The sequence below is a fragment of the Photobacterium sp. Alg240-V54 genome, from assembly GCF_900537155.1.
Lineage (GTDB): Bacteria > Pseudomonadota > Gammaproteobacteria > Enterobacterales > Vibrionaceae > Photobacterium.
The window spans coordinates 339,200-363,960 of record NZ_UNRL01000001.1; the positions used below are offsets into that span (position 1 = coordinate 339,200).

Sequence of the window (24,761 nt, forward strand, 5' to 3'; positions counted from 1 at the left end):
ATATAGTTAAAATTTTTGTATTAAAATAATAACTGCCATTCGCAAAATATTGCTAAAAAATAAGCTATTTATCGCTTATTCAATACTAAATAAATTATATTTAACCTGATGATTTATTATAACCAACTGAAATTAAAATATAATTCAACTAATTGGCGCATTTTATAAATAGAACAAAAAAAGACATATTTTAATAATGCAATTTATTTCAAGTTTTTCAGATTGCTTCGCAATATAGATACAAAAATAACGCATAATAAAAAGGTGCTAATACAACTGTATTTAGCACCTCTTGTTTTAATTACACACTTAACTAGAATTTAACTTTCTTTTTTATCGGCCTGCATTTGCTCGGCTTCTTCAATAAAGTTTTTAGGTGGTGGTGTCCAACCGCGTTCTGATTTAGTGTGCTTATCAGTACGCTCTTGCTTCATTGCCTCACCTAGTGTCTGCTCTAATTGCATAAATAATTCAACATAAGAGCTGTTAAAGCGATCTTCTTCGGTGCTATCACGCCACGTTTGATACAACAACTCTTTGCTTTTTACTTCTGTTTCAACAAACATTGCTTTTTGCTGTTCAGCCCTAAATGGATGCACACCAAGCTCTTTTAACGCTTGCGCGCCCATTGCCAGTGCTGAACGATAAGTTTCACTGATCACATAATCAGCACCTGCGCAACGTAATGAGTAATGATGGCCTCGATCATAAGCGCGTGCTAATACCCGTACATGCGGATAGGTTTGTTTAATATAATGCACTAACTCAGTAGCACGCTCTTGATCATCAATCGCAACCACAAATACTTTGGCATCTTCAATGCCCGCAGTATGCAATAAATCATGTCGAGTTGCGTCACCAAAATAGCTCTTAATATCAATCTGACGCATATTATCGATTTGAGTTACGGAATGGTCGAGTACCACCGTTTTCATACCATTAGCACTTAATAAACGGTTAACTATTTGACCAAAACGACCAATACCAGCAATGATAACTTTACCTTGCTCGTCTATTTCATCTGCTTCTCGATCATTTTTAGCAGCACTAAATCGCGGTAAAATAACTTTATCAAATAGAATAAATAACCCTGGGGTTAAGAACATTGATAATGCAACTACCAGCGACAACGTTTGACCTAACTCAGCCGGTAAGACATTATTTTGAACGGTGTAATTTAACAATACAAAACCAAACTCACCCGCTTGTGCCAAACTAAGCGCAAACAGCCATTTATCACTGCCTTTAACTTTGAACACAAAGGCTAAAATGAATAACACCAATGCCTTAATCAGCATAACGCCCAGCGTTAACCCAATAATAAGACCAAATTGATCAAACAAAATACTGAAGTTAATCCCTGCGCCTACGGTAATAAAGAACAGCCCCAGTAATAATCCTTTAAACGGTTCAATATTTGATTCGAGCTCATGGCGGAACTCACTGTTTGCCAGTACTACACCCGCAAGGAAAGTACCCAACGCTGGCGATAAACCAATAAGACTCATTAATGCTGCAATACCAATAACTAACATTAATGCTGTTGCTGTAAATATCTCACGTAATCCAGAAGCGGCAACAAAACGAAATAATGGACGACTTAAATAATGCCCACCAACCACCACACCTGCAATCGCAAGGATCACTACAATCGCGTATCCCCAACCAGGTAACCCAGCAACTAAACTAAGATCGTCATGATGTTCTGCGGCGGCAGCAACGGTTGTTTGCGCTTTTTCAACTAATTCAGGTAATGCCAATAAAGGAATTAATGCCAACATTGGAATAACGGCAATATCTTGAAACAGCAGAACTGAAAACGCGCTCTTTCCACCTTCCGTTTTGCTTAACCCTTTCTCATTAAATGTTTGCAGTACAATAGCAGTTGATGACAGTGAGAAAATCAAACCAATCGCTAATGCATAAGTCCAACCAACACCGAATACACTCGCAATCCCCATTACTACAGCAGTAGTCACAACAACTTGCAGACCACCCAAGCCCAATAAACGATGACGCATGCCCCACAGCATTTTAGGTTCAAGTTCTAAACCAACTATAAACAGCATCATTACCACGCCAAACTCAGCAAAGTGCTGAATAGTGCTGGTTTCACTGCCCACTAACCCAATCACTGGTCCAATAACAACACCAGCAATTAAGTAGCCTAATACCGAGCCTAACCCAAATCGTTTCGCAATAGGTACCGCAATGACTGCCGCAACTAAATAAATAAATGCTTGTAAAAATATACCAGTCATGACTACTCCGTGATCACACTATCAAGATTATGGTTTAATTTTGATAATTTACTCGCGACATCATAATTGAGCTTATTATCAGCAATAGCAACTAACACACGGCGCCAGTTTTCTAAATGTTTAGTAACACGTTGCTCTTCTGTTGCGGTTCCTGCGCCAAACAAAGCAAATGGGGCTAAAAATTCCATTCCCGTTAACTCTGCCATTTGCTCTAACGGTTGTAATAATTCACGAATCGTAAAATGGTTAAAACCTTCTTTACGGTAACTTGATTCAGCTCCACCAGCGGTCAGTGCACAAAGAAACTTTTTGCCTTGTAATGCTGTGCCCTCACTGCCATAAGCAAAACCGTATTCCAACACTAAATCTTGCCACTCTTTTAAGAGCGAGGGTGTGGAGTACCAATACAATGGGAACATAAACACAATCACATCGTGGTCACGTAAACGTTGTTGTTCTTTATCAATATCAATACGGTATCTAGGGTATTCCGCGTATAAATCGACAGTAGTGACATGCTCAAAACCTTTTGATGCATTAAACAATGGCATATTGATTTCAGAACGATTTTGCGATGGATGCGCAAACAGAATCAGAATTTTTTTATGAGGCTCAGACATTATTTTCCTTATTATTTAGCCTTATGATGATGGCTTATATGTTAATAAAAGCATTTTTATACATTTTCACTTCAATTGCACACTATTTCATTCCACTACGATATATTACCGAATAAATCCGGTTTGTTCATGGATTTTACTTGGTGGCAAACCAAAATATCGTTTAAATTCACGACTAAATTGGGTCGGACTTTCATATCCGACTTGCCCTGCTGCAACATTAGCAGCCATTCCTTGTTGCAGCATTAATGTTTTTGCATTATTTAAGCGAATTTTTTTTATATATTGCAGCGGCGGATCGGTCACTACTTGCTTAAAGACTTTATGAAATACAGAGACACTCATTCCTGCCATCACAGCTAATTCATGCACCTGTAATTTAGTCGCATAATGCTGCTGCACATAATCAATGACTGCTGAAATTTTAGCTAAAACACTGTCTTGTTCACAATATTGCGCTAATAAATAGCCTTGTTCACTATGTAACAAATAATAAAACAACTGTCGTATTAGCGAGGGACCGAGCACTTGTGCATCAAGAGGATCGTGCAATACCTCTAATAATTGTTCGACACTGCGATACATGCGGTCAGTCATTTGTGTTGTCGCCACACCACAACTACCTTCATAATCAAAACGGCTATGCTGCTGAGCTTCAATCATTGCGACTAATTGTCCAATAACCGTGATATCAAAGTCAATATTGATCCCCATTAACGGTTGTTCATGTGATGCAAAGGTTTCACAAACAATCGGATAAGGGGTAGTCACTAATAAACACCGGTGTGGATCATAATTAAATTGGTGTTGATTTAAGTGACCAATTTTTCGACCTTGAAGAATAATAACAATACCTTGCTCATACATTTGCGGACTATATTTTCGATAACCATCAATTCTGAACAACCGTATTCCTGCTAAACAGGTATCAACTCGACCTGAACGTTGTGCTAATCCATAATACTCACATAATGAGGTTGCAAGGGTAATTAAACTGGGCGGCACTACAGCAAGCGGATTGACGGTTAAATATTGACAGCTATCTATCTTCACGACGATGGGATCCATAATTTGGTTTTATTTACCTTAGCAGACCCCTACCATAAATCAATCATCAACTCCGTCAACAAAAGAGAAATAGGCAAGTATTAAAGAGAATTATGTATTAAGTGAAACAGTATTATCACCTAGACTGTGGACATCAAAGATAGTGAGTCTTCGATAAAACAAAATCATTATAATAATCAGCGTCAGCTTGCTGCTGAGAGGGAAAAACAATGGACAAATTTACCTATCAAAGCCCAACAAAAATTCATTTTGGCGAAGGTCAAATTGCTGAAATTGCCAATGACATTCCTAAAGATAAGAAAATCTTAGTGGTTTACGGTGGCGGTTCAATCAAAACCAACGGTGTGTATGAGCAAGTTGCTGCCGCACTTAGTGGTTTTAATTGGGACGAGTTTGCGGGCGTTGAGCCAAATCCACAATATGACACTTTGATGCAAGCTGTTACTAAAGTAAAAGCTGAAGGTTTTGACTTCCTACTGGCTGTTGGCGGTGGTTCTGTGGTTGATGGTACTAAATTCATTGCAGCTGCAGCGTGTTACGAAGGTAACGATCCTTGGGAAATCCTTCATGACCAAGCACCAGTTATTACTGCACTACCTATTGGCTGTGTATTAACCCTGCCTGCAACAGGTTCTGAAACTAATGGTGGCTCTGTGGTTTCTCGTGGTAAAGACAAGCTATTCTTTGGCTCACCATTGGTAAAACCGACTTTTGCTATTTTAGATCCACAAACCACTTTAAGCTTATCACCACGCCAAGTGTCTAACGGTGTGGTGGATGCTTTTGTTCATACTATGGAGCAATACTTAACTTTCCCTGTAAATGCTAAAGTCCAAGATCGTTTTGCTGAAGGTCTATTGCTAACACTTATCGAAGAAGGTCCAAAAGCCCTTGCGACCCCAAATGATATCGCTGTTCGCGCTAATATCATGTGGTCGGCAACGCAAGCATTGAATGGTTTAATTGGTGTCGGTGTACCACAAGATTGGACAACGCATATGATTGGCCATGAGCTAACCGGTAACTATGCTATCGATCATGCACGTACATTAAGTATTGTACTACCAGCGGTAATGCAGGTTTGTCGCACTGAGAAACAAGCTAAATTAGTTCAATATGCAGAGCGTGTATTTGGTATTACTACCGGCACTGCCGACGAGCGCATTGATGCAGCTATTGCTCGCACTATTGCTTTCTTTAAAGAGATGGATGTCCCAACGTCATTGGCAGATGTTGAACTAGGCGCTACAGATATTGATGTGCTGATTAACAGCCTTGAGAAACACGGTATGACCGCATTAGGTGAACACGGTAAACTGACAATTGCAGATAGCCGTAAGATTTTAGAGACAGCATTATAATCATAACCTAATGATAATTTGATACATATAGAGGCTAGGTATTTCATCATACCTAGCCTTTTTTATTGATAATATTAATTGCTTGGTTGAATGATGCCTATCTGGCATTATGCGCCAAAGAATACCGTGGTCTGTCAACGGTACCAAGAGCATGAAGGTAATCTGTGGTAGAAAATAGCCAACAATTAAGTAACAGTTACGACAAAGATGGTTACTTTGTTATTAGAAATTATTTTGATGATGCCCAAATTGCATCATTGAGAAAAGTCGTTTTAAAATTCCATGAATTATGGAAAGCAGACAATAAAGAATTCTATCAAGAAGAAGCGTTTAACTCATCGTTAATTACAGGCAGCGAGTATTTAGCTATCGACGATAGAACGGTACTTTTTAACTTCATCAGCTCAAAAAAAATCATGCAAGTAGTCGATGCAGTAATACCTAATAACCCTGCATTTATGAATACACAGCTATTTTTTAACCCTGTTAATCCGCAACAAAAAGATTTTTGGCATCGCGACTGTCAATATGACTATGACATTAATGATCAAATGCGAATCATCCTTGAAACGCAAGTGCTTCACCTTCGTATACCTTTGTTTGATGAACCCGGTATGGAAATTATCCCTGGCACCCACAAACGATGGGATAATGAAGAAGAATATAATGTTCGCCAAGAAGTTAATGGCAAGCTTAGTAACGATAGCATCTCTGGCGGTAAACAGATTGCACTCGCCGCAGGTGACTTATTAGTCTTCTCTGCCGATATGATCCACCGCGGCCTATACGGATTAGATCGCTTGGCGTTAGATATTTTAATCTTTGATTCAGCGGCTGACTATGTCGATTACGTCGATGATGATTGCTTACCTACTCCATCGATACTTAATAATATTACTGATCCAAGATTGTTTATAAATACGCTGCAGCTAAAATCGATGGCGTGTGCTTAATCAATAAAAATCCTAACTCCAAAAGCGAGGTATTGCGTGATATCTCGCTTTTTTTGTGGGCATTCTTTATTGACCATTGCGAACACAACGATCATTCCAGTCTATATAGTCACCCATGGTCGATGTGTAATGTAATAGCTGCCCATTATCCTTTCTTAACTCTCTACTATGAGAATGGAAAATATTAAATATTTATTATTAACATTTTTAGTTTTTATTTTTGTTATTTTAACTCAATCAATATTTCAGTATTATTGAATTTTAGTAAACCAAATAAACACAATTGTAAAAGGAATATATTGAATGTTAAGCAATATAATGACACCAAGTAAGGTAAAGGTTAAATGTTAAGTAAATTAAAGCTGTTAAATTTTAAAATTATACCAATTCAAATTTTTCTCTTCGCATTTTGGTTTAAAAATGGATTTATAGATAAGTTATTTGGTGTTACTGCTAACGTACTATTTCCACATATTGCTTACAAAGGAGACTCTTGGTCTGGATGGAAGTCATATATAACTGGCAACTGGGATAAATCTTCAGTTGCTCATATGCTCTTTACGCCTATATATGACTATATGTTTCCATTGATAATTATATTGCAATGTTTACCTGCAGTAATTTTAATTATAGCAATTATGAAGGGTGAGTTTTTAAATGATAAAGATAGCGTATTTACTCAACGTTCCGCTGTTGCCTCACTGTTTGTAACTTCAGTATTATTATTTAGCCAAACAATATCAGGAGCACCTGACGGACAATATTTATGGCAATTATTAGGGTTAGGAATGATCTTAATAATATATCTCAAACAAATATCAAACAACTTGCTAGTGAGTAACTAACAAATAAGCATGAAAGCCTCTTTAATTAGAGGCTTTATACACGGAACTGTCATGAAATTCATCGTATTAAACATTATAAAATACAAAAAACGGCCACATCATTATGATGATATAGGCATATTAGGATTTATACTTATAGGGATAATGTTTTTATTTACCGCTTTAGCAATCCCATTAGTAATAGCATATGAAAATATTTTTTCTAAAATAAAGCCCCTATCTTTAAATAAAAAATAGGGGCTTTATTAACTAATATAGTTATTTAAAACCAGTGATAATTAAGCGGTGGTTTTAAAACATTGGCGAGTAACATCACCCCAATATTCATCGTGATAAATATCTTCTACAAATTCATTATTTGTATAAGCACCAATCGCGCGTCGCCAAAAAGCAATCGCATTATCAGCCCCTGCAATTTGCTTGCTCTGCCATAAGCCTGGCATCATATCAAATAGAATATGGGCAAAGCGCTGACCCGCTTTGTGCTGACGAAATACTGGCACAACGTAAAAATCACACACTTCGTAATGATCAACACTCTCGTTAGCAATTGCCGCTAGCCCAGCAGGTGTACCATCAATGTACAATAAATAGCCAGTAACGTTGCCTTCAATCGGCGTATCTAAAGTAAACTTACCCTCTTCATCAGGTAATTTTTTGGTCAATGGCGAAAACTCTGCTTCATAAGCTTGAGTTAAATTTAGATAAATCGCTAAATTACTTGAATTAACAGTTACTAATTCCACAATCATTCCTTTTACTTTGTTTCTGGTAATAGCTTAGTTTTAACTTGTTGAGACTTAGTGCCAGTTGCTTTCATAAATTGCGCTTTAAGGTTATAGCTGATCTCATTAGCACGAATCGTATTGCCATCTTGCACAATTTTAGCATTTTGTTTTAAGACCATCATATTGCTTGATGGCGTATAAATACCATATCCAGACTCACCGTTGATCACTTTGCCATCCTTCATTACTCGTTTGAAGTAAGCGGGCTTGCCATAAACTTCAATGGTTTTTAATTCTTTGGTTTTACCATTTAGTTTAATGATTGCTTTATCTGCTTTGATGGTGACGCCACCCTGCACAATATCAACCTTGCCGATCAACGTAGTGGTATTATTTTCAACATCCACATCTTGAGTAACTGATGATAACTCTATTGGTAACTGTGTGTCTGCTGTAGCAGCAAAGACAGAGCTACTTAAAAGTAAGAGTAAACTTGCAGTAAATAACTGTTTTTTCATTATGTATTGTTCTCATCAATTGCTGCTAATTTTGTCACGATCATACCAATGAATAAGAAGTTAACCATTACTTCAAATCTAAATCACTAAGTATATCGCTCATAATTATATTCTAACTGATTTTTGAATTTTTATCTTAAAGCTATTTTTCACCACGATTTCTCATTCCCTTCAAGACCAAATAAATCTTATGAAATCATAGCGTTATAAGTTAACTTATTTTTTTGTTGCTAATGCAATCAGCAAGAACAGCAACAATTATTATCTCTTTGTCAGCACCTTATCAAACCTGACTTTATTTTAGACGGCAATAACTGATCGTCATTGTTTATATAAATGAACTGCTAATAACACACCAATTTAGTAGTTCATTATCCTGATCTTCTCTTTATCTAAAATACTCGATAATTCCCCCCATTGTTCACCTAGATCAATCAATAGCTCTATGTTATAACATCACATTGATAGATGCTTATTATCCCCTATTGTTTGCACTCATCACATGATGAATATGGAGTTTTACATGCGCAGGAATGTCCTTTGCAGTTTTATGTTATCAATTGCTGCGTTATCGCCAATAACCAGTCAGGCACATCCTCATTCATGGATTGATATGAAGACCTATATCGAAGGCAATAATAATCAAATCACAGGATTTAAAATGGTATGGACATTTGATGCCATGACTACCGCTTATATGCTTGATGGTGAAGATATGTCGCCAAAAAACAAGCAACAAACCTTGAAAAACATTGCGGCATCTGTGATGGAAAACATGAAAAATGAGCACTATTTTACTTATTTCTATGACAACGAAACCCCAATTAAATACCATATTCCAGCAGGTGGCGAATTAATAAAACCACGTGCAAAAGCGACGCTAACTTTTGAGCTTCCATTAGCCAAACCAAAAACGGTCACCAAAGATTCACTTAAATTGTTAATCTTTGAACCAAGTTATTATGTAGATATGTCATGGGGTAACAAAAGTGACATTGTACTGTCACCCGAATTGGCCAAAACCTGTAGTTTTAAACTTATCGAGCCACATCCAACCCCCGAACAAGTTACGTATGCAATGTCGATTCCTGCTGATGAAAGCCCAGATCCTGATGATAAATTAGGTCAGGTATTTACCCAAACAGTTAAACTGTACTGCAATGTCGACAATGCCTTGCCTTCCACTAAATAGCATTGATTTAGGATTTTCCGAATGAAACCCGGCTGTAACTCAATCTCAGAGGCAAAAGATCCTGCTGTTGCCTCTTCATGCTGCGATCCGCATGAGCCCAATGAACACCACCATCGATGTGAACATCATCATTTAGAACACAACCATGATGGTCATAGCGCAACGTGTGATCATCACCATTCCGATATTAACCCTGCATCTATCTCTTGGTTAACTCGAACAATTGTATTACTGTTATTTCTTGGTAGCGGTTATTATTTATGGCTACAATGGCCTGCAATGTTAATGACTAGCATTAAATGGCAACGCGATATTAATGGTCAGCTCAGTGATTTACTTTATGATGCCCAGCAAAACATAACCGCGGCTTATTCATTAGCAGGACTGAGCTTTCTTTACGGTATTTTTCATTCCTTAGGGCCTGGCCATGGCAAGATGATTGTCACCACTTACCTTGCTACTAACCCAGCAAAGATAAAAGCCAGTTTAATAATGACAGTGGTTTCAGCATTTGTACAAGCTATTGTTGCGATTACACTTGTTAGTATTCTATTAGTATTTTTCAAATCATCAATGCGCCAAGTTAACGATGCTGCAGATCAATTTATTAGCTACAGCTTTATGGCGATGCTATTACTTGGCGCGATTGTTATTTATCGCAGTTTAAAACAAGCATGGCAACTTAGAACGGCGCAACATCACCACCATCATGATCATGGTGATAACTGCGGTTGTGGTCATAAACACTTCGCTAACGCTGATGAAATCAATAATGCAACTAGCTTGCGTGAATACATTGTGATTGTGTTCAGTATCGGTATTCGACCTTGTACCGGTGCTATTTTAGTGCTGTTATTTGCCAATATGGTCGGTCTTTATTGGCTTGGGGTTATCAGTGCCATTTTAATGGCTGTGGGTACAGCGCTGACAACATCAGGGATCGCACTATTAACCTTATCAGGTAAAAAGATTGTTAGTCGTTATTTAGCTACCAATCAACGTCAACGTACCATGAGCAGTATTATCATCAAACTGATTGGAGGAATATTAATGGTATTATTAGGTTTATTGCTCCTTAATGGCCACAGCTATGGTATGTCACCAGTATTATAACTATAGCTCTTAGTTTTCATTTAAAAAGGTTGAGAGGCTATCATTGCCACTCAACCTTTTTATTTAATTAATAACACCAATACGCTAACGTTATTCATTTATATCAAACTTAATCAACCACAATACCTTGACGTCGATAGTCACGCAAAATTTGCTGCTCTGCAATAGTCGATAGAATAAACATCATCACATAACCTAAGCCTAACGCAACAATTATTGCAACTACGTTAGCGGTAAATAATGCCAACAGATAATAGCTAACAACCAAAGTGACAATACCACTTAGGCGGATCATTAAACTTAAAGTAAATTTTCCATGCGCTTTTATATAGGCTAACTGGTATGCATTAAGCATCATGAAAATAAAGAAAATAGAGAAGTGAAATAATACAATTTCTGCGCCTTTATATTGGGCAGGGAAAATAAACCCAATGATCTCTTTTCCACCAACTAACATCACCAAGAAAAAGATCACACTCACAATGATCGCTAATCGATACACCCAACGCCGAATAGCCCGTATTTGAGCATGTTCTCCTTTACGGACACTTTGAGATAATTCAGGTAATACAAACCGATAAATCGGAAATACAAATAACATTGTCATGTAAGTAAAAATCGGCCTTACAACAACTTGGAAATCACCTAATTCATCCAGACTAAAACGGGTGATCGTCAGCAAAACAGCCGCATAAATCATCAAAATACTGGCTCCAGCTTCTAACGATGCGGTAAAACTTTTACGCACATAGTTACGCATATTGGGATCGAGCTGAACAGTTGTTAATGGTTTGGTGGCAATTTGTTTTCTACGCTTCCAATACATGAAGTGAGCAACAATCAATGAAGAGACCATCACACTATAAAAAAGTGAGGCTAAAGCGCTAAAATGGAAAATATAATAACAACCAATAAAGGTAATAACGTTAGATGTAGGTTCAATCCAAGTAACTTTATTTGACACGTCATATAAGCGATACATAGCAATTAAATTGGTAAAGTATATCTTTAATCCCATACCAAAAATAACGCCAACCATCTCGAAATAGCCTACATTAATATGGAGTTCATGTTTTATATAAGGTAAAACTAATCCCCATGTGATTAACACCATCACAATTAAACTAAATCGAAAGATATTTATAATATCATGATCGTTATGGGTCTGGCTGTATGTAACCACCATAGACGATCGAAATCCTGTCATTAATATTAACGATAATGACACAATATCAATAACACTATTGAATAACGCTAAATCATCTTTTGCAACCCACTGTGCCAACCAAACTTTAAACAAAAAACCAATAGAAATACTGGCTAATGTTGCCCAAATACCCGCAACAAATGCTGTTTTTAAGCGAGTTAATGTATCAACATCATCAACTAGAGGAATGGTTTGTGGATTTTTCATACTTAGTAACTATAAATGAACATACTGCTATAATACTGGATTTTTCGTATGAGATCTCAACCGAACAGCAGATTTAATTTACACTGAATAGAATGCATTTTTATCGCTTGATTTATAATGATTTATTTTTCATTTGGCGCGCATAAAGCTCTTCAAATTCGGTGCAATAACGGTCTAAATTACACAATAAAAACTGAGGGTTGTTATTTAGCCCACGACTAACACAATAACGGATCGTTTTTTCAGTACTTTTGATTTTAAATCGTACAAAATTCAAACGATATTGTAATCGTTGCTGTGGTAATAACAAAAAACGTACCAATGAAACCATTTTTAACCCAACGAATAATATAACTTAATTATCGCTGCGCATTTTAACAAGTTTTATAAGCAAATTAATCCTTTTAAATGAAATCAAAATTCTTAAAAATATAGTCTCTATTATTTATATGCTTCACGATAAGTTATCAAATTAATTAATACTCCTATCTTATTATTAAATATTTTATATTTACTGTTAAATATAACCACCTACTGTTATTAGTAGGTGATTATTTACTCTAAAGATAGTTTAGTATTGAATGATTAAGCATTGATTAACGATTACTTCAATGCATTAGCAATAGTTGCGGTATTATATTCCATCATCTTAATGTATGAACTAGCGGGTTCACTAGGGCCTGACAATGCATCTGAATATAATTTGCCACCGATTTTAGCGCCTGTTTCATGGCTGATCTGCTCAACCATACGGTTATCGGTTATATTCTCAATAAATACTGCACGTACATGATCATCACGCACTTGATTAATTATTTTCGCGACATCAGCAGCACTAGCTTCAGCACTGGTACTGGTTCCTTGTGGCGCTAAGAAAGTCACATCATAATCACGTGAAAAGTATTGAAATGCATCATGCGATGTAACGATCATCCGTTGAGATGCAGGAATTTTGGCAAACTGCTTTTGAATATCAAGTTGCAATTTATCTAGCTTTTGCAAATAAGCTTGCGCGTTGTGTTGATAATCACTGGTATGTGCCGGGTCAACTTTAATCAATCCTGCTTCAATATTTTTTACATAAGTTTTAACGTTAGTAACACTATTCCATGCATGAGGATCATATACGCCATGATGGTGATGGTGATGGTGATGACAGCCTTCTTTTGCCGATGAATGATGATCACACTCTTCTTCAGCTAAGGTTAGTGTATCGATCCCTTTTGAAGCGACAATTTCTGTACCTTTAAAATGAGATGATTCGATTAACCTTGGTAACCACCCTTCAAGTCCTAGTCCATTAATTACCACCAATTGTGCATCTTTTACTGCCACGGCATCCATCGGGGCGGGACTATAAGTATGTACATCACCATTAATGCCGACAAGATCTTTTACCGCTACATGATCGCCACCAACTTGAGAGACTAAATCACCTAAAATAGAAAAACTGGCAACGACTGGCACCTTCGTTTCTGCCATTGCTGATGAACTTGCTATTAGTCCTAACACAACCGCAGCAACAACGGCTTTTTTATGTAATATCTTCTTGGTTGTCATGTTAACTTTTACTCCAACTTTTAAAAATAATGCCACCTTGGCGACCAAATAATAGTGACAACAAATACACCCCCCCCATCACCAATACGATAGATGGGCTGGTTGCAAAACCTAAATAATATGAAACAATTAAACCGACATAGCAGCTGCTAATCGAAGCAACAAACGCAATAACAAGCATGCCACCTAAGCGACCACTCCAAAAACGAGCAATGGTTGCAGGTAAGATCATTAAACCGACGGCCATTAATGTGCCAAGTGCTTGAAAACCCGCAACGAGGTTAAGCACTAATAGCAGTAAAAAACCATAATGAGCCACACCACTAAGCTTACTAACAGTCTTAAAAAAAGCAGGATCAACACACTCCATGACTAAAGGTCGATACAGCACAGCTAACGTAAGCACTGTTATCGATGCTATTAAAGTCAACAGAATCAAGGCAGCATTATTAAGTGCTAAAGTCGAACCAAATAAGACATGCAATAAATCCATATTGCTACCTTTGGTAGAAATAATGAGTACACCTAATGCAAGTGACAATAAGTAAAAAGCGGCCATACTTGCATCTTCTTCGGCTTTTGAATGCCGTGCGGCAATACCAGACAAAATAGCCACAATACAACCTGCAATAACACCACCAATTGTCATCGCAGTTACAGATATCCCTGAAATTAAAAAACCGATTGCAGCGCCTGGTAAAATTGCATGTGACATGGCATCACCGGTTAAGCTCATTCGACGCAAGGTTAAAAAAACGCCGATCGGTGTACCACTAATGCTTAATAACAAACATCCCCATAGGGCACGCTGCATAAAATTAAAATCACTAAAAGGTTGAGTTAAAAAGTGTATTACCTCAGTCATGGCCACATTCCTGCTGTGCATCCATTGCGATAGGAGATAATGTCGATAAAGACTGAATTTTATCAAAGCAAGGGGTGAGATAAGCTTGATACCCTGCTTGCTGTAAATAATGACTTTGAAGCACTGTTTTTGTATCCCCGCTCGCGACTAACTGTGTAGCAATAAGGATCGTGGTAGGAAAATAGCGGGCAACTAACGATAAATCGTGCATGACAGCAATGACGGTTTTACCTTGCTGTTGGCACCGTTTTATTACTGCCATTAAGTCTTCAGATGTCTGTGCATCAATTGCAGCGAAAGGCTCATCTAATAATAATATTTGTGCATCTTGCAGCAGCATTCTCGCAAATAACATCCGCTGAAATTGCCCTCCTGATAACTCACTAATTTGACGAGTTTCCATACCTGACAACTGCACTGTTTCTAATGCTTGAGCCATGTGATTCGATTCTTGTTGCGAAAAACAGCGCCAAAATGAACTACGACGCCAAGCCCCTGCGGAAACAAACTCAGCAACAGTAATTGGAAAATTACGATCGATGTGACTACTCTGCGGCAAATAAGCGATATCTTTCATGGTGTATTTACCTAAGCACACCTCGCCAGCTGTCGGTGTTATTTGCTGCATAAGTGCTTTTAATAACGTTGATTTTCCTGCACCATTCGGACCTACGATAGCCACTAAATCACCATCATTAATGGTGCAACATATGCTATCCAACGCAATATCATTACGGTAGCAGACTGTAAAATTAACCAATGAAATCATATCATTACCTAAATAAAATAACTTAACGTCCACCACAACAAAGTAATTATCGTCAAACCGATAGCACTCCGTTGGCATACACCGGTTAGCAATAATGAATTTTGATAGTTTAGCTTGTTATGATATGTTATATCATTACATTTTGAGTGCGTGGTTGGTGGATTTTGTTGACGAATCATTACTCTATTCTTTTATTATTTAGCACAAAGACCATTCAGTGGCGCCACCGCCACAACAGAGTAATGTTATAACATAACAATACCAGCAAATACAACTTTGGTTACAAATGAGTTAATAACAGTCTAAGTGTTCGCATTGCATTGGTTAAAAGCACTATGTATAAGTAAGAAAATAATCAATAAGAGTAAAAAAATGAAACTAAGCCCCATAACGTCATCGCATTGGTATCAAATAGAACGTATTCAGCAATTAGCTTATGGCGATGATTATTGTGAATCTATGGCTGTTTTAAAAACAAAAATAGCGATATCACCACAAACATGTTTTGTATGTCTTAATGATCAACACCGTGTTGTCGGCTATCTGATTAGTCATCCTTGCGATAAAAAATCTCTACCTCAGTTAAATAAAGCCAGTAAATATATAGATAGTACGCATTTACATCTTCATGATTTAGCGATTAAACCGACATCACAAGGGCAAGGACTCCCTTCTTTATTGATCAACCACTTATTTGTCGCTCTAAAGGCTATGAATTATCAATCAGCCTCATTAATTTCAGTCCAAAATTCAGCTTCATTTTGGCAGAAATTTGATTTCATTGCTGATAACTCGCTTGAAGTGCCTATAAGTTACGGCTCAAATGCTATTGCCATGTCTCGTTTACTATCAATCTAATATGCGCTATTGGAAGTATTAACTGTTATGTCACAGTTAATACTGTTGTTGTTTATAGAATAGTAATACAGTTACGGCCATTATTTTTAGAGCAATACAGTGCTTTATCGATATGCTTTAGTACCGCTTCTATTTGATCATTAGGTGGCGAAAATTCTGTTAACCCAATTGAGGTCGTAATACGAATAGTGTGCTCTCCAAATAAGAACGGATATTGCTCAATAGCAGTTAAAATACGTAAGCAGATTTCTTCAGCCTGATCTTTATTGGTGTTATCCATAAATAATATAAACTCCTCTCCCCCCCAACGAGCAAACACATCAGTAGAGCGTATGTTATTAATACAGATATCAGCAAATATTTTTAGAACCTCGTCACCAGCATCATGGCCATAACTATCATTCACTTTTTTGAAATGATCGATATCTAAAAAAGCAAGGCTATGCGTCAAACTAATATCTGATGCAAATATAAGCTCCATTTTTTCATTCATATACCTACGATTAGCAACCTTCGTAAGTTCATCAGTAAAAGAAACTTGCTTTAATATATGATTGCTATCAATAATTAGTCTGTTTTTTAATTTTAATATATGTTCACGCTTATATATATAAAACAAAAAAGCACCAACTATGAAGTACAGTAAACCACGAATAATATTCAAATTAAACTTATTATCGTCAACTCTTGTTCTTGAAAAAACCCACTGGCCATTAGGCACATCAACATTGAAAATATTAACAAGCTCGTCTGATTTATTAAGACGGTTATCAAAGATTGTTAGTATTTCACCATCAGGATTAAACCCTTCAATCTTGTAAAATAAACCCTTAAAATTCAATTTATTAGCAAACTTATTGATATCACTAATCGCAATAACAAAACCAGAGAAATTTAAATTATCATCAAAAATAGGTAATCTTAATATAAATGCTAACTTATTGTTTTGAATTAATTTAACAGGGCCAATTAACGTATACTTTCTACTTTTTATTGCTAACGAAACACCCTGCTTTCTTTTCTTTAAACGGTTTAAATCATGCCCAATTGGAGAGTTAACGTCTGAATGAGGATACGTCATTTTAATTATCCCCTGTGGAGCAAATTGTAATTCTGAAATGGCATTATTTGTAGTTATTATTTCTTTTGCTAATGATTCAAACATCTCTGGATTATATTCATTTAATTTAAATAAAGAATTAAACGTTTTTAAGCTTACAACCATATCATTAATTTCATTATTAATAATTTTTGATACACATTGCTCTAACGCTAAATTTTGTTGGTTATTTTTTAGTTCTATTTGTTTTTTTTCGTTTAAAAAAAACAATTCAATCGCGACCAAGGTTAATAATAAGGCAATGACTATCGCTAAACTCGATGGGGCTATTCTTAACTTCATTATTAATACTTCAAGCTGCATTAAAAGTAATATGACATCACTGCATGGTATTTACTCATGTAGTAGTGACATTTATATACCTGTATTTTAAGTCATATAAACCTTCATGAATATAAATATAATTCGATATACGCATTTTGTTACATAAATCCATGATAACAGTAAGGTGTAAAGTCGCCTTCTGAACAATGCCATAAGTATTAATTATTCATACTATAAAAATAAACATCAGTTAACTGTTTTTCTTAATCATCATTGATGATTAACTATTGCTGACATTTTGAACAACAACTATTTAAAATAGCGCAATTTATTCATTTTTCGTATTAATCCTAAAATAAACAATCGATTACCTTGACTACATCCATACAAATATTTATTGTTAATACAGTTAGCGGATATCGTATAATGGTATTACCTTAGCTTCCCAAGCTAATGACACGGGTTCGATTCCCGTTATCCGCTCCATTCTATTTACCAAAACTAAAAAACGATATCAATCTCTTGATACCGCCTTTTAAATATAATCAAATTACGCTTACACTATTAAAGTATTTGATCTGATTGATTCCAAGATTGTGCAAAACCCTTGGCTGAAATCCTAAAGTTCAAATCTGATTTTTGGTTATAGATATTAACAAACACATTATGGATAGTAACCGTTTCAGTGTATTTAAACTGTGTAATCAGAAATGCTAATCCCTCATTGGTGGTCGGTGTATATACCCAATAGTTTTTACTGTCTTCTGTTCTACGACAAATCTTATCCATCTGTACTTTTTGACCATTAATGGTCATTGATACCGTTTTATCAAAACCATTTTTATTACATTGGCTTAAAAAACGTTCAAAGCCATTATTATTATATTTGGCTTTATACAGTGAAAAGAACACTTTTTTTTGTCCCTGTTGCTCATCAATCAACGATGATAAAACATAGTGGCCATCAATGCCTGATGAGTTCCACTCACCCGCTTTAGCATGAATAGGCAGCAATGTGGTACAAATCCAAGCAAGCCAAAAAAATTTACTCATATTATTCCTTTAACATCAATAAAATAAACAATACCCGCATGACATTGTTTTGACCAAATATTAAATCTTATGGCATTACTTTCTAAAAAACTTCGCAATATAATAACGACAAATTGACTAATAAAAATTTTAAATAAAAACCAATCAGGGCTGATCACAAATAAAAATTAAGTAATATTTAACACTGCATATTTTTTGCGACAGATATCATAAATATTAGTGCCGATTTTAATTTTAAAAGGCGATACTCAATGAGCTAAACCTGCAATGTTTTATAAAATCCAATAATGAAAAGAGTAAAAAAAACGGCAACAAATACCACAAAAACATTGAATTGAAATTAAAAATACCAAAATGGAACATAATGCCCAAATACAAAAATAGTTGCTGGTTTTATTTGATAACTATCACAGTATATTCATCACTATGCATTATTTGGTTAATGAATTAATTACAATCCATTTGTCATTTTTTATCGAGTCTATTATGCGATGTACACTAATGTAATCACGAGTTCAGTTGTTTCTAAATGTACTCATCAATCGACAATACAACAAAATTTTCTCCAATTTATTGATGAGCATATCCATTTGCATAACGATACCGACTTCTTTTCTACATTAGTCAATGCTCGAATAGAGACAATTAATCATCTAATGCCATATCAAACAGATAATCTCTATCAGTGCATTAGCAATGATTATGCGCAATCTATTAATGGTACAGTGCCCTTGGGTAGTCTTGCTCCCTATTATATTGAAATAGAGAAACAAGCTATTGCTTTATTTGGTAATATCTTATGTTGCTGGGCTGAATATGAATATTACCGTGTTATTCAACGTGTTATTAGACAGCCTCTGATAAAAAACAACGCTCTACAACGGGTTGATAATAAAGAAAATATAACTGAAGTTATCGCTCAAGTGGAAAATGATACCCGTTTATTTATAACGCCATACAGCGAGCTACCAATGACGCTTGGTAATGCGGTGGCATTAAAAACCATTGCTTGTATTGTTAAGAAAAAGAATTTCTATGAATTACTCTATTTTATGGCGCTGCCAATTCATGGCGAATATGTGATTCATTATCATTATAAAAATACCGATCTATTTCCAACCCTGATTGCAACATCACAGTTTTAAATAGCAACGAATACTCATAATAAAAATGCTCATACTAATATTAGTATGAGCATCTAAAAATCACTTATAAACCAGTCCACATTGCAGCACCAGCCGCCCAGACTTCGACATAACTTGAATTACATCGAAATTTTAAGTATCCCCGATTATTATCTTTTTGATAATTAACATATACCCAACCACGATTATCCTTAGATTTATTATCTAAATGATTATCAGACATTGCTGTTACTGAATAATTGGTTTTCACCGCAATACGCTGTTGGCACATTTCAATATCTTTAACCGTTGGCGGTTGACGTGTTTCAGTAGTGATATCACAGCCAGATAATAGTAGTACTGCTGCTGCAACAAAGGAGTGTGTTTTCATTGGCTACTTACGTTATTAATCATCAAAATTGTCGCTAATGAGAGACATAACACAAGTACGCGCTTAAGCTCTGTTAGCAATGTGCGCGGGATTTTATAGATAAATAAAAAAAATGATAGTACTAATTTGGCTATTTAAACGTTTTTTTGAGCGCTATCACTTATTACCCTTCAATATTAATATTAAATAAAACATTAAAAAGCTGTATATATAAAATCGATATATACAGCATATTAATTCTTACTAAAACACAGCCATTAATTACAATTGCTGGCGTTTTTCATTTAACCAGTTAAACCATGCATCCATACCTTCACCTGTTTTAGCTGACAGCTTAATCACTTGAATTTCAGGGTTTACTTTACGTGCATTGGCAATGCAATCTTCTATATTGACATCAACATAGGGCAACAGATCGATTTTATTTATGATCATTAAATCTGCCGCAGCAAACATATTTGGGTATTTAAGCGGTTTATCCTCGCCTTCCGTCACCGATAAAATAGCCACTTTAGAGGCTTCGCCAAGATCAAAGCTAGCTGGACAGACTAAATTACCCACATTTTCAATAAACAAAAATCCAGGTTCATTAATTGCCAATTGATGATAAGCATCGTGGATCATTTGAGCATCAAGATGACACCCTTTACCGGTATTGACTTGAATGGCAGGCACTGTCGTTGCACGAATCCGATCAGCATCATTAGTGGTTTGTTGATCACCTTCGATTACAGCACAAGCACAGTGATCCTTTAATCGCATCAAGGTTTCGGTTAGTAATGTGGTTTTGCCTGAACCTGGGCTTGATACTAAATTTAGCACCAATTGCTGATTTTCAATAAAATGCTCACGGTTATGGGCTGCAAGTTGATTATTATTGCTCAATATATCCATTTCTAGTGTGAGTAGTTGCCGCTGTGAAACACCAGCAACATGGACTTCAGCTTCACCCTTACCATAATGAAGATCACCGGTATTTAAACGCTCTGGTTGATGGTGTGTATGGTGACTATTGCTATCATGGGCATGATGGTGTGAATGTTGATGATGGGTTTCATGCTCATGATGATGTTCATGCGTTGCTTGCTGAGGCATAGCACTAGCAGGCACCGTATAATGAACATGATGATGAACATCACCCTGATGATGATAATGATGGTGAATAACTACTGACTGTGGCACATCCTTGACGCCATGGTGGTGATCATGATGCTGATGTGGATGGTGATCATCATGGCTGTGATCATGAGAATGTTCGTGAGAGTGACCTTCAATTCGACTATCTCCGCAGCCGCATACGTTACACATATTACTCAACCTCGATATGTTTAATCATTAATTCATCGCCAGCTTCAACTTTTAATTGATAGCCTTGACAACGTGGACAACTAACGCCCCGCTCTGGAATTGCTACATGTTGCTGACAGTCTAAGCACCATACTCGCGCCGCAACAGATTCAATCTTCAGTTGAGCGTCTGCGGCGATAGTGCCACGACTGGCAAATTCAAACCCCGTAGCTAATGCTTGAGGCTCAATACATGACAGTGTACCAATGGCTAATGTCACACTTGTCACGCGCTTAAAGCCTTGTTTTTTAGCCTGTTCAACCACGGTATCAACCGTGTTTATACTCAGTGATAATTCATGCATTGCTACGCTTCCTGTGACTCGCTTATTGACTTGATAGATAGGTGATGTAGCGCATACCACAATTGTCCAGCAGCAATGGCACCATCATTGGACGGTAATTGTTCACCACAATAAAGTGGCTGTGAGTGTTCTGAAAATTGGCGATAAATATGATCGACCAACACCCGATTTTGAAACACTCCTCCACCAAGAACTACCGCATGACTAGGATATTGTTTTGCTATCGTCGCTATCATTTTTGCTATCGCCATCAACATACTGTGTGCCAAGCTATTGATCCATGTTTGACGTTGCTCATCAGTAATATCACTCACCAAAGGCAATATATGAGCAAGCAATGGCTGCCAATCAATAACACCAGTTGCAGTGATCTGAAATGATAACGGAATATGATAGATATTCTGTTTCGCCGCTTGTTCCAGCAGTAGCCCACATTGACCTTCGTAATTAACCTTATCAACTAACCCTAATAAGCAAGCCCAAGCATCAATCAGTCGACCGATTGAAGACGTGTAAGGAGAACGACTGCCACTTTGCCATAGTTGATAAAGGTTATTAAAATGTGCCTCAGTCCATGTTGAAAAGGCACTTAATTGCATCGCTTTAATATCATCAAGTACATAGCACTCAAGTAGCATCGCAAATAATAGCCGTGCTGGTTGTTTGATTGCTTGTTCACCACCAATAAGACGAAAAGGTCGTAAATGACCAATACGTTGGTAGTCTTGGCACGATGCAAGTAATACTTCCCCACCCCACACTGTGTCATCATCCCCCCAACCCGTACCGTCAAAAGTAAAACCAAGAACAGGTTGAGTAAGGTTAAATTCTGCCATTACCGCTAAAATATGCGCATGGTGATGTTGAACTTGAAGTCGATTTACTGGTATTTCAGCAGCAGAAATCAACTGTTCTGCGTATGCTGTGGAATAATAGCTTGGGTGTTTATCACACACAATTTGTGCCGCGGTGACTTGATATAATTGCTGCAAATCAGCCACTGTTTGTTGATAGCGCTGTTCAGTATCAAGGTTACTAAGATCACCAATATAAGGCGACAATACCCACTGCTGAGGTAACGCCAGTGCAATCGTCGATTTCTGCTGCGCACCAAGCGCTAGAGTTATCGTCTCAGCTTTATGACCAAAGTGACTATAAGGGGCATAACCACGTGCCATACGTAGAGTGCGTATTTTTTCACCCGCGAAATGCACGACACTGTCGTCACAGGCATGAACAATAGGACGATTATGATCAAGTACGCTATCAATCAAGCCAAAGAATTGCTGTTCTATCTGCTCGATTTCAGTCGCAATTGGCATACCAGAAACATTAGCACTAGTCATAACTAGCACAGCGGTTGCATTAATTTCAGCTAATGCCGTAAACAATAAATAATGCAGTGGTGTATAAGGCAGCATGACCCCTAAATAAGGCACATTAGGAGCAACATTGTCAGCAAGGCTAACTGTTGATACGTCACAATTAATCGTTTGAGACTTATGCATTAACACAATAGGGCGTGCTTGAGAGTCCAATGCCTGCCATTCAATTGCATCGCCAGTAACTAACTGTTGTGCGGTCTCAATATCAGCGACCATCACCGCTAATGGTTTTTGTTGGCGATGCTTAATCTGGCGTAATTGTGCAACTGCATCAGAATTGGTGCCATCACAAACAAGATGAAAACCACCCAGTCCTTTAATCGCAACGACAGCACCGGCTTGAAGGCGTTGTGCTAGCTGATTAATCGCCACTTGTTGGGTTAATTCAGTATCAGCTATCGCATTGTTACGGTAATCAATAAACCGCGTCCACGGCCCGCAGACGCTACAGCTTATTGGTTGAGCATGGTAACGACGATCCAGTGGGTTTTCATATGCTTGTTGGCAATCATGGCACAATGCAAAACTTGCCATACTAGTTGTAACCCGATCATAGGGTAACGCACGAGTAATACTGTAACGAGGCCCACAATGGGTACAGTTAGTAAAAGGATAGCGATAATAACGTGAGGCAGGATTTGCTATGTCTTGTTTACAGGCATGACAAAGCCCTTGATCAGGAGAAACACACACCGTAGTACTATCACAGTGCTGACTCTTCTCAATACTAAATAGTTCTGTTTTTTCATAATCTTGCCACAACGAGAGTGATAGCACAGCTATATCATCAATACGGCTTAAAGGTGGCGCTTGTTGCTCAAGTGCAATAATAAAACGTTCAAGGTTTTCAATCTCACCTTGCGCCTCTATTTTCACCCCTTCTGAATCATTAATTACCCACCCAACGAGCGCATACTGTAGCGCCAGTTGGTAGACAAAGGGGCGGAAACCGACCCCTTGTACAATGCCGGTAATATGAATATATTTTCGTGCAAAGTTGTCTTTCACTGTATTATCCAGCTAAATTACGACAGCATTAATACGCCACCAAAGGCTGCCATAACAATGCCAACCACACGCATTACTCGTTGGTTGATGGCAGAAGTCATGACTAATTTACCTAGTGCAATGCCTGATACATGTAAGATTGCAGTTGCTAACACGAAACCGGTAAAGTATTCCATCGCTTGTGCATCAAGCGGCATTTCCATACCGTGTGCCATGCCATGAAATAACGCAAACGCCATCACTAAGCCCGTTGCCAATTTTTCAGACAGACGACCGCCAGCTAACAACATTGCGCCCATACCAATCACTGATAAAGCAATGCCCATTTCGATGCCAGGTAATACCATGCCTGCAACACCTAATGCGCCCCCAACAACCATAATACCAATGAATGCCATTGGTAAACGTGATACCGCTTTACCGCCCATTAATGCCGCTAATAACCCCACACCAATCATTACTGATAAGTGATCAAGGCCTGTAAATGGGTGAACAAAACCGGTCATAAAACCCGTTGTTGTATGCGGTCCAATGTGGCCTGGGTGTGCTAAAACGAAGGGTGAAAAAAGAGTAAGCGCACCAGCAACAACATGTTTAATTTTCATTTATATTTATCCTTAATGTAATAGAATCAAACCCC

General features: G+C 37.2%; 24 protein-coding genes and 1 tRNA gene. 8 read left to right on the forward strand and 17 right to left on the reverse strand.

Features of this window, described 5'->3' with window-relative positions; genetic code table 11:
• Positions 1–320: 320 nt before the first annotated feature.
• The 3 genes from G6R09_RS01660 to G6R09_RS01670 form a co-directional block, all read right to left on the reverse strand.
• The gene (locus G6R09_RS01660; RefSeq protein WP_163920203.1) at positions 321–2,261 is read right to left on the reverse strand and encodes a monovalent cation:proton antiporter-2 (CPA2) family protein; all 1,941 of its coding nucleotides are present in this window, start codon (positions 2,259–2,261) and stop codon (positions 321–323) included.
• A 2-nt stretch (positions 2,262–2,263) separates the two neighbouring features.
• Complete coding sequence (locus G6R09_RS01665) at positions 2,264–2,881, reverse strand: NAD(P)H-dependent oxidoreductase (protein ID WP_065167098.1); 618 nt, start codon at positions 2,879–2,881, stop codon at positions 2,264–2,266.
• A gap of 105 nt (positions 2,882–2,986) precedes the next feature.
• Positions 2,987–3,934: an AraC family transcriptional regulator gene (locus tag G6R09_RS01670; RefSeq protein ID WP_240345685.1), complete on the reverse strand. Its 948-nt coding sequence runs from the start codon at positions 3,932–3,934 to the stop codon at positions 2,987–2,989.
• 224 nt (positions 3,935–4,158) lie between these two features.
• Between G6R09_RS01670 and G6R09_RS01675 the strand changes: the two genes are divergently transcribed.
• The 3 genes from G6R09_RS01675 (at position 4,159) to G6R09_RS01685 (ending at position 7,108) form a co-directional block, all read left to right on the forward strand.
• A complete protein-coding gene (locus G6R09_RS01675; protein WP_163920207.1) occupies positions 4,159–5,310 on the forward strand; it encodes an iron-containing alcohol dehydrogenase in 1,152 nt (383 codons plus the stop codon).
• Positions 5,311–5,474: 164 nt separating this feature from the next.
• Entirely contained in the window at positions 5,475–6,263 is a 789-nt protein-coding gene (locus G6R09_RS01680; RefSeq protein ID WP_065167100.1) for a phytanoyl-CoA dioxygenase family protein, read from the forward strand.
• Between the two features lie 344 nt (positions 6,264–6,607).
• Positions 6,608–7,108, forward strand: a complete 501-nt coding sequence (locus tag G6R09_RS01685; RefSeq protein WP_087845313.1) for a hypothetical protein — start codon at positions 6,608–6,610, stop codon at positions 7,106–7,108.
• Between the two features lie 278 nt (positions 7,109–7,386).
• Here the strand turns inward: G6R09_RS01685 and G6R09_RS01690 are convergent, their stop codons facing one another.
• Together G6R09_RS01690 and lptA are read right to left on the reverse strand one after the other, a co-directional pair.
• On the reverse strand, positions 7,387–7,854 hold the full coding sequence (locus G6R09_RS01690) for a GNAT family N-acetyltransferase (RefSeq protein WP_107272713.1): 468 nt from the start codon (positions 7,852–7,854) through the stop codon (positions 7,387–7,389).
• Positions 7,855–7,865: 11 nt separating this feature from the next.
• Positions 7,866–8,354, reverse strand: coding sequence for a lipopolysaccharide transport periplasmic protein LptA (lptA, locus tag G6R09_RS01695; protein ID WP_065167103.1), 489 nt, complete (start codon positions 8,352–8,354; stop codon positions 7,866–7,868).
• 523 nt (positions 8,355–8,877) lie between these two features.
• Between lptA and G6R09_RS01700 the strand changes: the two genes are divergently transcribed.
• Both G6R09_RS01700 and G6R09_RS01705 read left to right on the forward strand, forming a co-directional pair.
• On the forward strand, positions 8,878–9,546 hold the full coding sequence (locus tag G6R09_RS01700; RefSeq protein ID WP_373423674.1) for a DUF1007 family protein: 669 nt from the start codon (positions 8,878–8,880) through the stop codon (positions 9,544–9,546).
• Between the two features lie 21 nt (positions 9,547–9,567).
• On the forward strand, positions 9,568–10,659 hold the full coding sequence (locus G6R09_RS01705; protein WP_240345686.1) for a nickel/cobalt transporter: 1,092 nt from the start codon (positions 9,568–9,570) through the stop codon (positions 10,657–10,659).
• A gap of 109 nt (positions 10,660–10,768) precedes the next feature.
• Here G6R09_RS01705 and G6R09_RS01710 read toward each other — a convergent pair whose 3' ends face one another.
• From G6R09_RS01710 to G6R09_RS01730, 5 genes are all read right to left on the reverse strand, one after another.
• A complete protein-coding gene (locus G6R09_RS01710; protein ID WP_163920211.1) occupies positions 10,769–12,073 on the reverse strand; it encodes a hypothetical protein in 1,305 nt (434 codons plus the stop codon).
• A gap of 112 nt (positions 12,074–12,185) precedes the next feature.
• Positions 12,186–12,404 (reverse strand): hypothetical protein, encoded by a 219-nt coding sequence (locus G6R09_RS01715; protein ID WP_065167109.1) that lies wholly within the window; start codon positions 12,402–12,404, stop codon positions 12,186–12,188.
• A gap of 272 nt (positions 12,405–12,676) precedes the next feature.
• Positions 12,677–13,633 carry a metal ABC transporter substrate-binding protein gene (locus G6R09_RS01720; RefSeq protein ID WP_065167110.1) on the reverse strand — a complete coding sequence of 319 codons (957 nt, stop codon included), beginning with the start codon at positions 13,631–13,633 and terminating at the stop codon, positions 12,677–12,679.
• A gap of 1 nt (position 13,634) precedes the next feature.
• Complete coding sequence (locus tag G6R09_RS01725; protein ID WP_065167111.1) at positions 13,635–14,498, reverse strand: metal ABC transporter permease; 864 nt, start codon at positions 14,496–14,498, stop codon at positions 13,635–13,637.
• Positions 14,491–15,267, reverse strand: coding sequence for a metal ABC transporter ATP-binding protein (locus tag G6R09_RS01730; protein WP_065177190.1), 777 nt, complete (start codon positions 15,265–15,267; stop codon positions 14,491–14,493). The genes G6R09_RS01725 and G6R09_RS01730 overlap by 8 nt, the downstream gene beginning before the upstream one ends.
• A 372-nt stretch (positions 15,268–15,639) precedes the next feature.
• Here G6R09_RS01730 and G6R09_RS01735 point away from each other — a divergent pair, with 372 nt between their 5' ends.
• Positions 15,640–16,125, forward strand: coding sequence for a GNAT family N-acetyltransferase (locus G6R09_RS01735; protein WP_163920213.1), 486 nt, complete (start codon positions 15,640–15,642; stop codon positions 16,123–16,125).
• Positions 16,126–16,177: 52 nt separating this feature from the next.
• On the opposite strand, the gene G6R09_RS01740 is transcribed toward G6R09_RS01735, so the two are convergent.
• A complete protein-coding gene (locus G6R09_RS01740) occupies positions 16,178–17,527 on the reverse strand; it encodes a diguanylate cyclase (RefSeq protein WP_163920215.1) in 1,350 nt (449 codons plus the stop codon).
• 394 nt (positions 17,528–17,921) lie between these two features.
• Between G6R09_RS01740 and G6R09_RS01745 the strand changes: the two genes are divergently transcribed.
• Positions 17,922–17,995: transfer RNA gene (locus G6R09_RS01745), tRNA-Gly, on the forward strand.
• A gap of 78 nt (positions 17,996–18,073) precedes the next feature.
• On the opposite strand, the gene G6R09_RS01750 is transcribed toward G6R09_RS01745, so the two are convergent.
• Positions 18,074–18,562: a hypothetical protein gene (locus G6R09_RS01750; protein ID WP_065167114.1), complete on the reverse strand. Its 489-nt coding sequence runs from the start codon at positions 18,560–18,562 to the stop codon at positions 18,074–18,076.
• A 491-nt stretch (positions 18,563–19,053) separates the two neighbouring features.
• Between G6R09_RS01750 and G6R09_RS01755 the strand changes: the two genes are divergently transcribed.
• A complete protein-coding gene (locus G6R09_RS01755; RefSeq protein ID WP_163920216.1) occupies positions 19,054–19,707 on the forward strand; it encodes an acyl-homoserine-lactone synthase in 654 nt (217 codons plus the stop codon).
• Positions 19,708–19,771: 64 nt separating this feature from the next.
• Here G6R09_RS01755 and G6R09_RS01760 read toward each other — a convergent pair whose 3' ends face one another.
• From G6R09_RS01760 to G6R09_RS01780, 5 genes are all read right to left on the reverse strand, one after another.
• Entirely contained in the window at positions 19,772–20,077 is a 306-nt protein-coding gene (locus G6R09_RS01760) for a hypothetical protein (RefSeq protein WP_065167116.1), read from the reverse strand.
• Positions 20,078–20,338: 261 nt separating this feature from the next.
• Positions 20,339–21,385 carry a hydrogenase nickel incorporation protein HypB gene (hypB, locus tag G6R09_RS01765; RefSeq protein WP_163920218.1) on the reverse strand — a complete coding sequence of 349 codons (1,047 nt, stop codon included), beginning with the start codon at positions 21,383–21,385 and terminating at the stop codon, positions 20,339–20,341.
• Between the two features lies 1 nt (position 21,386).
• Positions 21,387–21,728 carry a hydrogenase maturation nickel metallochaperone HypA gene (gene hypA / locus G6R09_RS01770; RefSeq protein WP_065167118.1) on the reverse strand — a complete coding sequence of 114 codons (342 nt, stop codon included), beginning with the start codon at positions 21,726–21,728 and terminating at the stop codon, positions 21,387–21,389.
• Positions 21,729–21,730: 2 nt separating this feature from the next.
• Positions 21,731–24,121, reverse strand: a complete 2,391-nt coding sequence (gene hypF / locus G6R09_RS01775; protein ID WP_065167119.1) for a carbamoyltransferase HypF — start codon at positions 24,119–24,121, stop codon at positions 21,731–21,733.
• Positions 24,122–24,138: 17 nt separating this feature from the next.
• Positions 24,139–24,726 (reverse strand): HupE/UreJ family protein, encoded by a 588-nt coding sequence (locus G6R09_RS01780; protein WP_065167120.1) that lies wholly within the window; start codon positions 24,724–24,726, stop codon positions 24,139–24,141.
• Positions 24,727–24,761: the final 35 nt, after the last annotated feature.

Bases quoted from the DNA above. Each gene is read 5' to 3' on its own strand.
- G6R09_RS01660 (WP_163920203.1), bottom strand. From the start codon at position 2,261: ATGACTGGTATATTTTTACAAGCATTTATTTATTTAGTTGCGGCAGTC.
- G6R09_RS01665 (WP_065167098.1), bottom strand. From the start codon at position 2,881: ATGTCTGAGCCTCATAAAAAAATTCTGATTCTGTTTGCGCATCCATCG.
- G6R09_RS01675 (WP_163920207.1), top strand. From the start codon at position 4,159: ATGGACAAATTTACCTATCAAAGCCCAACAAAAATTCATTTTGGCGAA.
- G6R09_RS01685 (WP_087845313.1), top strand. From the start codon at position 6,608: ATGTTAAGTAAATTAAAGCTGTTAAATTTTAAAATTATACCAATTCAA.
- lptA (WP_065167103.1), bottom strand. From the start codon at position 8,354: ATGAAAAAACAGTTATTTACTGCAAGTTTACTCTTACTTTTAAGTAGC.
- G6R09_RS01700 (WP_373423674.1), top strand. From the start codon at position 8,878: ATGCGCAGGAATGTCCTTTGCAGTTTTATGTTATCAATTGCTGCGTTA.
- G6R09_RS01705 (WP_240345686.1), top strand. From the start codon at position 9,568: ATGAAACCCGGCTGTAACTCAATCTCAGAGGCAAAAGATCCTGCTGTT.
- G6R09_RS01710 (WP_163920211.1), bottom strand. From the start codon at position 12,073: ATGAAAAATCCACAAACCATTCCTCTAGTTGATGATGTTGATACATTA.
- G6R09_RS01715 (WP_065167109.1), bottom strand. From the start codon at position 12,404: ATGGTTTCATTGGTACGTTTTTTGTTATTACCACAGCAACGATTACAA.
- G6R09_RS01720 (WP_065167110.1), bottom strand. From the start codon at position 13,633: ATGACAACCAAGAAGATATTACATAAAAAAGCCGTTGTTGCTGCGGTT.
- G6R09_RS01725 (WP_065167111.1), bottom strand. From the start codon at position 14,498: ATGACTGAGGTAATACACTTTTTAACTCAACCTTTTAGTGATTTTAAT.
- G6R09_RS01730 (WP_065177190.1), bottom strand. From the start codon at position 15,267: ATGATTTCATTGGTTAATTTTACAGTCTGCTACCGTAATGATATTGCG.
- G6R09_RS01735 (WP_163920213.1), top strand. From the start codon at position 15,640: ATGAAACTAAGCCCCATAACGTCATCGCATTGGTATCAAATAGAACGT.
- G6R09_RS01740 (WP_163920215.1), bottom strand. From the start codon at position 17,527: ATGAAGTTAAGAATAGCCCCATCGAGTTTAGCGATAGTCATTGCCTTA.
- G6R09_RS01750 (WP_065167114.1), bottom strand. From the start codon at position 18,562: ATGAGTAAATTTTTTTGGCTTGCTTGGATTTGTACCACATTGCTGCCT.
- G6R09_RS01755 (WP_163920216.1), top strand. From the start codon at position 19,054: ATGTACACTAATGTAATCACGAGTTCAGTTGTTTCTAAATGTACTCAT.
- G6R09_RS01760 (WP_065167116.1), bottom strand. From the start codon at position 20,077: ATGAAAACACACTCCTTTGTTGCAGCAGCAGTACTACTATTATCTGGC.
- hypB (WP_163920218.1), bottom strand. From the start codon at position 21,385: ATGTGTAACGTATGCGGCTGCGGAGATAGTCGAATTGAAGGTCACTCT.
- hypA (WP_065167118.1), bottom strand. From the start codon at position 21,728: ATGCATGAATTATCACTGAGTATAAACACGGTTGATACCGTGGTTGAA.
- G6R09_RS01780 (WP_065167120.1), bottom strand. From the start codon at position 24,726: ATGAAAATTAAACATGTTGTTGCTGGTGCGCTTACTCTTTTTTCACCC.